At 73.4% G+C, this 11233-nt stretch carries 10 protein-coding genes; 6 read left to right on the forward strand and 4 right to left on the reverse strand.

Features of this window, described 5'->3' with window-relative positions; translation table 11 throughout:
- Positions 1-855, forward strand: a complete 855-nt coding sequence (locus JL475_RS02030; RefSeq protein WP_202274294.1) for a class II fructose-bisphosphate aldolase — start codon at positions 1-3, stop codon at positions 853-855.
- Positions 856-889: 34 nt separating this feature from the next.
- On the opposite strand, the gene JL475_RS02035 is transcribed toward JL475_RS02030, so the two are convergent.
- On the reverse strand, positions 890-2023 hold the full coding sequence (locus tag JL475_RS02035) for a methyltransferase (protein ID WP_202274296.1): 1134 nt from the start codon (positions 2021-2023) through the stop codon (positions 890-892).
- Positions 2024-2157: 134 nt separating this feature from the next.
- Between JL475_RS02035 and JL475_RS02040 the strand changes: the two genes are divergently transcribed.
- The 3 genes from JL475_RS02040 to JL475_RS02050 all read left to right on the forward strand — a co-directional run bounded on the left by JL475_RS02040 (position 2158) and on the right by JL475_RS02050 (position 4987).
- Positions 2158-3396, forward strand: coding sequence for an ROK family protein (locus tag JL475_RS02040; RefSeq protein WP_202274298.1), 1239 nt, complete (start codon positions 2158-2160; stop codon positions 3394-3396).
- Between the two features lie 215 nt (positions 3397-3611).
- Complete coding sequence (locus tag JL475_RS02045) at positions 3612-4508, forward strand: NAD(P)-dependent oxidoreductase (RefSeq protein ID WP_202274300.1); 897 nt, start codon at positions 3612-3614, stop codon at positions 4506-4508.
- Between the two features lie 56 nt (positions 4509-4564).
- Positions 4565-4987, forward strand: a complete 423-nt coding sequence (locus tag JL475_RS02050; protein ID WP_202274302.1) for a PPOX class F420-dependent oxidoreductase — start codon at positions 4565-4567, stop codon at positions 4985-4987.
- 139 nt (positions 4988-5126) lie between these two features.
- Here JL475_RS02050 and JL475_RS02055 read toward each other — a convergent pair whose 3' ends face one another.
- Positions 5127-5672 (reverse strand): ATP-binding protein, encoded by a 546-nt coding sequence (locus tag JL475_RS02055; RefSeq protein ID WP_202274304.1) that lies wholly within the window; start codon positions 5670-5672, stop codon positions 5127-5129.
- A gap of 195 nt (positions 5673-5867) precedes the next feature.
- On the reverse strand, positions 5868-6191 hold the full coding sequence (locus JL475_RS02060; RefSeq protein WP_202274306.1) for a hypothetical protein: 324 nt from the start codon (positions 6189-6191) through the stop codon (positions 5868-5870).
- Between the two features lie 356 nt (positions 6192-6547).
- On the opposite strand from JL475_RS02060, the gene JL475_RS02065 reads away from it, so the two are divergent.
- A complete protein-coding gene (locus JL475_RS02065) occupies positions 6548-7672 on the forward strand; it encodes a PLP-dependent cysteine synthase family protein (protein WP_202274308.1) in 1125 nt (374 codons plus the stop codon).
- Positions 7673-7699: 27 nt separating this feature from the next.
- Here JL475_RS02065 and JL475_RS02070 read toward each other — a convergent pair whose 3' ends face one another.
- The gene (locus JL475_RS02070; protein ID WP_202274310.1) at positions 7700-8539 is read right to left on the reverse strand and encodes a DeoR/GlpR family DNA-binding transcription regulator; all 840 of its coding nucleotides are present in this window, start codon (positions 8537-8539) and stop codon (positions 7700-7702) included.
- 423 nt (positions 8540-8962) lie between these two features.
- Here JL475_RS02070 and JL475_RS02075 point away from each other — a divergent pair, with 423 nt between their 5' ends.
- Positions 8963-11221, forward strand: a complete 2259-nt coding sequence (locus JL475_RS02075; RefSeq protein WP_237405978.1) for a hypothetical protein — start codon at positions 8963-8965, stop codon at positions 11219-11221.
- The last annotated feature ends 12 nt before the right edge of the window (positions 11222-11233 follow it).

Here is an 11233-nt window from a genome sequence, read left to right on the forward strand (position 1 = left end):
GTGCCCCTCGCCACCACCGGCGAACTCGTCGACCACGCCGCCGCGGCAGGCTCCGCCGTCGCCTCGTTCAACGTCATCACGCTGGAACACGTCGAAGCCGTCATCGCCGGGGCCGAGTCGGTGAACGCCCCCGTGGTCCTCCAGGTCAGCGAGAACGCGGTCAAGTTCCGCTACGGCCGTCTGCTGCCGCTCGCCCGCGCCGCCGTCGCCGCCGCCGAACGCGCCGCCGTCCCCGTCGCGTTGCACCTCGACCACGTCCAGAGTGACGCCCTGCTGCGCCAGGCCCCGGACGCCGGCTTCGGCTCCGTGATGTACGACGCGGCCCGGCTGCCCTACGCCGAGAACCTCGCCGCGACCCGGGCGGCCGTCGACTGGGCGCACGCCCGGGGCCTGTGGATCGAGGCGGAACTGGGGGAGATCGGAGGCAAGGGCGGAACGCCGCCGCTGGACGCCCACGCGCCCGGCGCCCGCACCGACCCCGACCAGGCCCGCGCCTTCGTCGCCGACTCCGGCGTGGACGCCCTGGCCGTCGCCGTCGGCACCACCCACGCCATGACCACCCGCACCGCCACCCTCGACCACGGCCTCCTCGAACGCCTCTCCGCCACCCTGGACGTCCCCCTCGTCCTGCACGGGTCCTCGGGCCTGCCGGACACCGAACTCACCGCGGCCGTCGGATCGGGCATCGCCAAGGTGAACATCGGCACCGCCCTGAACGTCGCCATGACCGGTGCCATCAGGGACTTCCTCGCCGCCCACCCCGAAGCGGTCGACTCCCGCGGCTACCTGACCGTGGGCCGGGAAGCGATGACCCGCGCGGTGGCGGACATCATCGCGACGCTCACCGCCCGCTGAAGCGGGCCGTCAAGGGTGCTCCGGCGCTGCGGCACTACCGTTTCACGGACTTCAGAACGACGAACTTCGGGTCACTCGCCACCACTTCGCTGTTCCCGAAAAGCCGCCGCAGCTTCACGTGGTGGCCCAGGTGGCGGTTGCCGACCACCCACAGCTCACCACCGGGGCGCAGGGTGCGCCTCGCGCCGGTGAACATGCGCCAGGCCGTCGCCTCGCTGGTCGCCTGGTGGGAGTGGAACGGCGGGTTGTTGAGCACCAGGTCGACGCTGCCGTCCGGCACGCCCGCCAGACCGTCGCCGACCCGGAACTCGGCATGCCCCGGTACGCCGTTGGCCCGGTACGTGGCCTCCGCGGACGCCACCGCCTGGAACGACTCGTCGACGAACAGCACCTCGGCCCGCGGGTCGGCCAGCGCCACCGCCGTACCGACGACACCGTTGCCGCACCCGAGGTCCACCACCCGGAGCCCCGTCCGCCCGGTCGGCAGATGCTTCAGGAGGAACCGGGTGCCGATGTCGAGCCGGTCGGCGCAGAAGACCCCCGCGTGGTTGACGACGGTCCGGCCCGAGACCGCGCCGACGCCGTCAGGCAGCGCGTAGCTGTACGGCCAGGGACTGGGGGGCCGGACCAGGGCCGGGTCCGGGGTGCAGAAGATGAGCCGCGCCTTCTTCTCGGCGAGGGAGGTCCGGGTGGGGCCGATGATCCGCTCGAAGAGGTTCAGCGTCGAGGTGTGGATCTCCTTCACCATGCCGGTTCCGACGACGACCGTGTCCTCATGCACCGCGGGGGCCAGCCGCAGCAACTGGTCCTCCAGCAGCGCCAGACTCTTCGGCACCCGCACCAGCAGCACGTCGATCCGGCCCGGCGGCGGGTCCTGCGTGGTGAGCAGCCGGGCCGCGCCCGGCTCGACACCGGCGCGTGCCAGGTTCGCGCGGGTCGCCTGCTGCCCCAGCCAGGAGTCGGTGATCTGCGTCGGCCGGTGCGCGGCGAGCGCCGTGACCAGCGCCCCCCAGCGGTCTCCGACGACCACGACCGTGCCGTCCAGTGGGATCGGCTCCCGGTCGAGATGCCCGAGGAGGTACTCGTCGGAGGCGTCCCAGGCGCGCAGCCTGTCGCGGGGGTCCTCGGGGAAGCGGGCCAGTACCGGCGCGCCCCACGGAGTCGTCATACGGTCGTTCATCGTGCGACCAGGCTAGCGGAGCCCTGAGTCCCGGCTCAGGCCGTGTCGGGCGGCTGAGCATCCCGCTCCGGGGCGGCGGCCGGTAGCCCGCCGCCGTTTCGGATCATGGGAGACTCGCCCTCATGAGCGGGAAGGCGGACCCCCGGCCGGCGGGGGAAGGGACCACCTCGAGGACGCGGCTGGACCGGGGACGCGGAGCGCTCGGGCCCGCGTTGGAGCTCGTGCACACCGGACGTGCCCCGACCCGCGCGGTGCTCACCACGGAACTGGGCGTGACGCGGGCGACCGCCGGCGCCGTCGCCGCCGAACTGGAGGCGCTCGGCCTGATCAGGGTGGACGCCCGGCCCGGCGCGGCTGCCGGTTCGCAGGGCCGGCCCTCGCACCGGCTCTCGATCGCCGAGGACGGACCGGTGGCACTGGCCGCGCAGGTGCACTCCGACGGGTTCCGGGCCGCCCTCGTCGGCCTCGGCGGCCGGATCGTCGCCACCGCGCCCGGCAGCGAGGTCATCGACGCCGACCCGGCGAAGGTGCTCGGCTCCGTCGTCGCGGCCGGCGCCGAACTGCTCCGCGAGACCGGACGCCGGTGTGTCGGAGCGGGGCTCTCCGTGCCGTCCGCTGTGGCCGAACCCGAGGGGCTGGTGTTCAGCCCGCTGCGCCTGGCCTGGCCCACGGGCGCCCCGGTGCGGGAGATCTTCGCCGAGCAGGTGCGCGCCGCCGGTATCGACGGGCCCGCCTTCGCGGCGAACGACGTCAACCTCGTCGCCCTCGCCGAGCACCGGCACGGTGCCGGGCGCGGCTCGCGCGACCTGCTGTGCGTGGCCACCGGCCACCGGGGCGTCGGCGGCGCGCTGGTGCTCGACGGCCGTCTGCACACCGGCAGTTCCGGTCTCGCCCTGGAGGTCGGCCACCTCGCCGTCAACCCCGGAGGCCGCCCCTGCTACTGCGGCAGCCGGGGCTGCCTGGACGTGGAGGCAGACCCGCTGGCCTTCCTCACCGCGGCCGGACGCGAACCCGGTCCCGAGATGTCCCTCCTCAAACAGGCCGACACGCTGATCCACGAGCACTACGACGACCCGGCCGTCCGCGCCGCCGTCGCCGCCCTCGTCGACCGTCTGGGGCTGGGTCTCGCCGGCCTGGTGAACATCCTCAACCCGGACCGGATCATCCTCGGCGGCCTGCACGGCACCCTCCTGGAGGCCGCCCCGGACCGGCTGCGCGCCGTCGTCGCCGACCGCAGCCTGTGGGGCCGCAGCGGCGGCGTTCCGATCCTGGCCTGCGCCCTGGCCCACAACAGCCTGGTCGGCGCCGCCGAACTGGCCTGGCAGCCGGTCCTCGACGATCCGCTGGGGGCCCTGGCATAAGAGCCCCGACCGGTGGGCAGGCGGATGCCCGGGTCGACAGGCGGAACCACGGCCGGGGACCGCACAATGATCCACGAAACGTGATCGGCGAAACACTGACGGACAGTGCACGCGCCGACAGGGTCCGGGACACCCGCCCCGGATCCGGGACCGGCGCACGAGGCACTGCCCACCGCACACGGAGCGACCGCCCCGACCCGCAGAAAGCCGAGGCCATGACCGACCAGCTCACCGTGACCGTCCTGGGCACCGGCATCATGGGTGCCGCGATGGCCCGCAACCTCGCCCGGGCCGGCCACGCCGTCCGTGTCTGGAACCGCACCCGCGCCAAGGCCGACCCGCTCGCCGCCGACGGCGCGCACGTCGCCGGCACCCCCGCCGAGGCGGTCGAGTCCGCCGACGTCGTCCTGACCATGCTCTACGACGGTCCCGCCACGCTGGAGACGATGCGACTGGCCGCCCCCGCCCTGCGGCGCGACACGGTCTGGGCGCAGTCCACCACCGCCGGTCTCGAGGGTGTCGCCGAACTGGCCGGCTTCGCACGCGAGCACGGACTGCTCTTCTACGACGCCCCGGTGCTGGGCACCCGACAGCCGGCCGAGGCCGGACAGCTGACCGTGATCGCCGCCGGACCGGCCGAGGGCAGGACCACGGTGACCCCGGTGTTCGACGCCGTCGGCGCCCGCACCGTGTGGACCGGCGAGGACGGGGCGGCCGGCAGCGCGACCCGACTCAAACTCGTGGCCAACAGCTGGGTCCTCGCGGTCACCTCCGCCGTGGGGGAGACCCTCGCCCTGGCCGAGGCGCTGGACGTCGACCCCGGCGGCTTCTTCGACCTCATCGAGGGCGGCCCGCTCGACATGGGCTACCTGCGCGCCAAGGCGGGGCTGATCCTGGACGGGCCGCTGACCCCGGCCCAGTTCGCCGTGACCACCGCCGCCAAGGACGCCCGTCTGATCGTCCGGGCCGGCGAACAGCACGGTGTACGCCTGGACGTGGCCGCGGCCGGCGCCGAGCGCCTGGAACGCGCCGCCGCCCAGGGCCACGGTGATGAGGACATGGCCGCCGCCTATTACGCCAGTTTCGCCGGTCACGACGAGTCCACCACCTGAGCACCCGGTACGAAGCGTCCCGGGGAACCGTTCGACGAGCCACCGAGGAGTCCGTAGTGTCCAAGCCCCCGCTGCCTTCCGAGGCCGACGACCTGCTGCGCCGCCCCAACCCCTGCGTCATGGCCACCCTCCGCTCCGACGGCACACCCGTCTCCACGCCCACCTGGTACGTGTGGGAGGACGGCCGCGCGCTGATCAGCCTGGACGAGGGCAGAGTGCGCCTGAAGCACCTGCGCCGCGACCCGCGCGTCACCCTCACCGTGCTGGACGAGGACAACTGGTACACCCATGTCACCCTCATCGGCCGCGTCGTCGAGCTGAAGGACGACGAGGGCCTGGCCGACATCGACCGCCTCTCCCGGCACTACACCGGCAACCCGTACCCGGACCGGGTACGGGCCCGGGTCAGCGCCTGGATCGAGGTCGACCGCTGGCACGGCTGGGGCGCGCTGAAGGACAGCGACCAGTCGTCCACCTGAACCCGACGGGGGAGGGGAGCAGGCGCCGTCACCCCGGGTGCTTCCCGCGGGGCACGCGCGGTGCCGCCGGCCGTACGACGACCCGGTACCCCTGGGGACGACTCTCGGAAGTGCCGCGTCACCCGGAGTAACCGCCCGGTCAGCCGGCAACGGCGGACCGGGCGGGTTCCGGTTCCGGCCGGTGGCCCTCGACGGCGTGCTCGACGAGTGCGGCCTCCGCGAACAGGTGTGCGGCGGGCTCGACGGTGTTGATCCTCGGACACCGGTCCCAGTCCGCGACGGGAGTCGCGGACGGCGTCGGCAGCGTGAACCACACGACCTTGCCCGACTCGCCGTCCGGCAGCGCGCCCCAGCTCTCGCTCATCGCGGCCACCATGGCCAGCCCCCGCCCGCAGGTGGCGAGCGGACCGGCGTCCGCCACGACCGGCAGCCGCGGGTCGTGGTCGCGCACCGAGACCTTGAGCCGGTCGAGCAGCACTTCCAGCTCGACCGTGCAGGTCTTGTCGGGCCGGGCGTGCCGGTGGACGTTGGACAACAACTCCGTCACACCGAGCGAGGCCCGGTCTATCAAAATGTCCATATGCCAGTAGCGCAATTGCGCAGATACGATTCTGCGGACCTGGCCGATCCGCGAAGGCAGAGCCTGGAGCTCCACCGTGCAGTGTCTGCTTGGGTGAGTGATCACAGCTGCGACTCCCCGGTGTCAGGTCCGGACGGACGTCCGGAAGAACACGGAGTACGGATCCAGCAGGGTGCCCGCGTGGCATGGCCGCCTGCTGTCGTGGCCGGCGGGCTGGTTCGCAGCGTTATCGCCGGTAAACCCAGAGTGACGTGACAACAGCGTGACGCAGGGCCTGAAGTGACGCAACTCACGGGCATCTCAGGCGCCGCGGCCCGACGCCCGGCGTACGGCTTCGATGAAGCGGCGGGCCGCGGGCGGTCCCGGCTCGCCCGGCGCCGGGTCGTGGTCACCCAGCGTCAGCAGGTACCGATGGCCGTTGAGGTCGGCCAGGGCCCGGTCCTCGGGTGCGAACCAGGGCCGGGAAGCGCGTACGGCCTGCACCGGCGCGCTGTCGATCTCGGTTCCACGGCTGGTGAGCAACTCGAGCCTGCCGTCGCTGATCCGGACCTGCCCGGCCCGGGTGAGCGACCGCAGCCGCCTGCCGATCCGCACGCCCCTGGCCGTGAACTCCGGCTCGGCCATGCCACCCGCCCCCCTTGTGCGCGTCGGTGTACCGGACCGTGTTCCGCGGGCCGGCTCATGTCCAGATCCAGTGTGCCCCCGTCCGGGACCCTGCTCCGCCGGTGCAGTCTGCCCGCCCCCGCCGCCGAGCACCAGTGCACGTGCCCCCGTTCCCCGCGGCGCCCGAAGCACTCGCGCGAATGCGCCCCGCCGCCGCGCCCCTGGCGCCCCCGGCAGGGGGCCAAGACGTGCTCCCAGGGTTGCCTTTGAGCCGCTCAAAGAGGTGTTTATGCAGGTGGGGGGCGGTCTCGGGATGCATATGATCGGAGCGTCGGCCGCGCGGGACGCCGTCGGCGCTCAGCGTAAGGAGCCCTGCCGTGAATACCCCCCAACAGCCCCCGAGCGGTGTCACCCTCGATGTCGACCGCAGCGACCCCGGCTACCGCGACTGGCTGAAAGAGGCCGTGCGCAGGGTGCAGGCCGACGCCAACCGGTCGGCCGACACCCATCTGCTGCGCTTCCCGCTGCCCGAGCGGTGGAACGTCCACCTTTACCTCAAGGACGAGTCGACGCATCCGACCGGCAGCCTGAAGCACCGACTCGCCCGCTCCCTCTTCCTCTACGGGCTGTGCAATGGCTGGATCCGTCCGGACCGCCCGGTGATCGAGGCGTCCAGCGGTTCGACCGCCGTGTCGGAGGCCTACTTCGCGAAGCTGATCGGCGTGCCCTTCATCGCCGTCATGCCACGCACGACGAGCGCCGAGAAGTGCCGCCTCATCGAGTTCCACGGCGGTCGGTGCCACTTCGTGGACGACCCCCGCACGATGTACGAGGCGTCGTCCGTCCTCGCGGCGGAGACCGGCGGCCACTACATGGACCAGTTCACCTACGCAGAACGGGCCACGGACTGGCGGGGAAACAACAACATCGCCGAATCCATCTTCCGCCAGCTGGAGTCGGAGCCGTTCCCGGTACCCGAGTGGATCGTCGCCACGGCCGGCACCGGCGGCACCTCGGCGACCCTCGCGCGCTACGTCCACTACATGCAGTACGACACCCGCGTCTGTGTCGCCGATCCGGAGAACTCCTGCTTCTTCGAGGGTTGGACCACCGACGATCCGGACGTCACCTGTGACAGCGGTTCCCGTATCGAGGGCATCGGCCGGCCCCGGATGGAACCGAGCTTCCTGCCCGGTGCCGTCGACCGGATGATGAAGGTGCCCGACGCGGCCGCCGTCGCCGCCGTACGGGCCCTGGAACGGGTCATCGGCCGCAAGGCGGGCGGCTCCACCGGCACCGGGCTGTGGAGCGCGCTGAAGATCGTCGCGGAGATGGTGGCCGAAGGGCGGCAGGGGAGCGTGGTGACGCTGCTCTGCGACCCGGGGGACCGCTACCTCGACAAGTACTACTCGGACGCGTGGCTGGCCGACCAGGGCCTGGAGATCGCCCCGTACACGGCGACGATCGAGACGCTGCTGCGCACCGGGGTCTGGCCGGACTGACGGCTTTCGGGCGGCCCGAACGCGGGGTCAGCCGTCCGCGGGATCCGCAGGGTCGTCGGGTTCCCCCGCCACGACCAGGTGCCGCAGATGCTCGGAGACCTCGATGCGGGCCTCGGCCGGCAGCCCGGAGTCCGTCACCAGCGTGTCCACCTGGTCCAGGGACGCGAACGAACTCAGGCCCACCGTGCCCCACTTGGTGTGGTCGGCGACCACGACCACCTGCCGCGCCGACTGCACCAGACGCCGGTTGGTCTCGGCCTCCGCGAGGTTCGGCGTCGACAGCCCGGCCTCGACCGATATCCCGTGCACCCCCAGGAACAGCAGATCGAAGTGGAGCATCGCGATCGCCTGGTCGGCCACCGGCCCCACCAGCGAGTCCGACGGCGTGCGCACACCGCCGGTCAGCACGACGGTGGCCGCGCCCTGCCGGGGGCCCGAGGTGCGCTGCGCCGCGTGGAAGACGTCCGCCACCCGCACCGAGTTGGTGACCACCGTGAGGTCGGGCACCTCGAGCAGCCGGCCGGCCAGCGCGTACGTCGTCGTGCCGCCGGAGAGGGCGATCGCCGCACCCGGGGCGACCAGTTCCGCCGCCGCCCGCGCGATGTCGTCCTTCGCGCTCAGCTCCAGACCCGACTTGGCCTCGAAACCGGGTTCGTGCGTGCTGGCCTCGACCAGCGGGACCGCGCCGCCGTGCACCTTCTCCAGGACGCCCTGCCGGGCCAGCGCGTCGAGGTCACGGCGGACCGTCATGTCCGACACGCCGAGCTTGCGGGTCAGTTCGTTGACCCGGACCCCGCCGCGGCGCCGGACCTCGTCGAGGATCAGGGTGCGCCGCTGCTCCGCGAGGAGGTTCTGATTCTCGCTCACGTACGCTCCGGTCCTTTCGCCGCCAAGCCGTCCGACACGCCGCACACGCCCGGTCCGACTGGCACGTTCTTTCCGTCACCGGTGCGTCGGCGTCCCATCCTCGCATGCCGGTACAAGGGCGGCGCACCGGGCTGATCGTTGTGTGCATGACATTATTGTCCCGTGAGTTCGTCCCGCGGGTCGCCCGGACCTCACCCGGACCGGGGAGATTCCGTGAGAACAGGTGTGAGCCGCTCCGACAGGGGAGATCCTGCCCGCACGGACGGATCCGACGGCGTGTCACGGAGGAAGTGCGAAGCAGTGGAGCGTGCGCGGGAACACAGACCGGCCGAGGGCGCGGGCGGCCCGGCCGAGCAGCCCGGGGAGGCCGGAGCAACCCTGGAACTCCTGGTCCACGGGGTGGGCGGCACCACCCCGCAGGAGATGCTGAACGATCCGCGCACGGTACGGATCACGGGTGACGACATCGCCGCCGTGTTCCGGCGCGCCGACGACGCCGACGCGGAGCGCCGGCCCACCGACCGCCGGGACGGCCCGGTCCCCGAGGCGTACGTCTGGTGCAACCTCACCTCCGGCAACGGCACCCGCGCCCTGTGGCTGTTGCTGCTGCCCTTCATGGTGGTCAACCTCGCCCACTGGATGCGCCCGACGGCCCGGGGCCGCGGACGCCTCGTGCGGCTGTACGGACTGCTGGTGCGGCTGGCCGGACTGAGCCTGACGGTGCTGTTCGTCGCGGCCGCCTGCGAGGTCGCCCTGGACCTTGCGGCCTGGCAGTGCGCGGGCACGCACGCGTGCGCCGCGCGGCACTCCTGGCTCGGCTTCCTGTCGCCCGAGGCCTCGGACGGCGGCTGGTGGAGCCTGCCGGGCCGCCGGCTCGCCCTCGCCGCCCTGGTCCCCACAGCCCTGACCGGACTGCTGTGGTACCTGTCCCTGCGCACCTGGAGCGCGTACGAGTCCCAGCAGCCGATGGCCCACGAGATCGAGCCCGAGGAGCCCGAGGAGGAAGCCGGCCCCACCGCCCTGGGCCGGCCCGGCTTCTGGTACGGCCGTCGCCTGGTCGCCCGGCTGCGCGCCGCGCACACCGCCGCCGGACTGCTCACCGTCGCCGCCACGGTCGGCAGCGCGGCCGCCCGCCACGACCGTGCTCCCGGCGGCCCCGCGGCGCTGGGTGTCCTCGGTCCGCTCCTCGAAGCGGCGCTGTTCGCCTGCGCGGCCGTCGTGGTGTGGGTGGTCTGCCGCCGCGGCCGCACCGACCGCCGGCTGGACGGCGAACTCGACACCCGCGTGGTGCGTCTGCTGCCCCTCGCCGCACTCGCCCTGCTCGTCCTGACCCTGGTGTACGCCGGATGGCAGCGCCCCGGCTGGGAGTCGGCGGGCCGGTTGTCCGGCGATGCGACCTTCGGCGCCATCACTCTCGCCCAGGGCCTCCTCGTGATCGTGCTCGCCGCAGTCGCCCACGCCCTGTACCGGAGCGCCCCCGACCGGCGTGCCGCCATGCGGGGACTGGCCGGACCCGCGGTCGCGATGCTGGCCTGCGCACTGGGCGGCGTGATGTCCGGCGGCGTGGCCCAGCGGGTCTCCGACTGGCTGGACGGCACCGGGGCGTCGATTCCCGGGCCACCGGTGGTGCTCACCTGGCAGGCGTCCGTGATCCCGCCCCTGCTCGTCCTGCTGCTGGGGCTCTGCGGCTGGCTGGCCCGGCGGGCCTGGCGCATCGCCCGCGACGAGCGCGCCACCGTGGCGCACGAGTTCCCGGACGAGGCCGGCGACCCCGCCCGTACCCGGCGGATCGCCTACGCCCGCGCCGTGGCCGCCCTCACCGACCGGGCGCCCCGCATCGTCGCCGTCACCTCCGCCGCGACCCTGCTGCTGGGCGCGGGCGCCCTCGTCGGTGCCCTGACCACCGACCGGACGCCCGGCCAGGCCGCACAAGGCACCTACGCCGTGGTGCACGGCGCCGCCGAGACGGCGCAGGCACTGGGCTCCTGGCTGATCGGGCTCGGCTTCCTCCTGTTCGTCACCTGGGGCCGCCGCGCCTACAAGGACGCCTCCGCGCGGCGCACGATCGGCATCCTGTGGGATGTCGGCACCTTCTGGCCGCGCGCCGCCCACCCCTTCGCACCACCCTGCTACGCCGAACGGGCGGTGCCGGACCTGACCTGGCGGATCGAGACCTGGACGCGGTCCACCGGCGGACGGCTGGTGCTCTCCGGACACTCCCAGGGAAGCGTCCTCGCCGCCGCCGCGGCCTGGCAGCTCACACCAGCCACCCGCAACCGCGTCGCGCTGCTCACCTACGGGTCCCCGCTGGAACGGCTCTACGGCCGCTGGTTCCCGGCCCACTTCGGGCCCGCCGCGCTCGGCGCCCTGCACCAGGAGGTCGACTGCTGGCGCAACCTCCACCGGCTCACCGACCCCATCGGCGGCCCGGTGCGGCTGCCCGGCGACCGCGGCCCCGGGGTGGACCGTCCTCCGCTGGGGGACCCCCTGGCGTACGGCCGTACCGAGGCCCACCCGCTGCCCGCGCCGATCCTCGGACACTCCGACTACCAGGCGGACCCGGCCTTCGCCGAGGAACGCCGACGGCTGCTGGCCCGGCTGCGGCCGGAGGTTCCGGCACCGCGGCACCCGGGAGAACCCGACGGCGGCGTCCGCAGCGGCTCCGGCGCGCCCATCCCGTGAGGTCCGTGCCGC

The organism is Streptomyces sp. M2CJ-2 (genome assembly GCF_016757295.1).
GTDB lineage: Bacteria > Actinomycetota > Actinomycetes > Streptomycetales > Streptomycetaceae > Streptomyces.

What these genes read in the sequence shown, in the direction of transcription:
- JL475_RS02045 (WP_202274300.1), top strand. Translation starts at nt 3,612, where the DNA reads ATGACCGACCAGCTCACCGTGACCGTCCTGGGCACCGGCATCATGGGT.
- JL475_RS02060 (WP_202274306.1), bottom strand. Translation starts at nt 6,191, where the DNA reads ATGGCCGAGCCGGAGTTCACGGCCAGGGGCGTGCGGATCGGCAGGCGG.
- JL475_RS02035 (WP_202274296.1), bottom strand. Translation starts at nt 2,023, where the DNA reads ATGACGACTCCGTGGGGCGCGCCGGTACTGGCCCGCTTCCCCGAGGAC.
- JL475_RS02040 (WP_202274298.1), top strand. Translation starts at nt 2,158, where the DNA reads ATGAGCGGGAAGGCGGACCCCCGGCCGGCGGGGGAAGGGACCACCTCG.
- JL475_RS02075 (WP_237405978.1), top strand. Translation starts at nt 8,963, where the DNA reads ATGCTGAACGATCCGCGCACGGTACGGATCACGGGTGACGACATCGCC.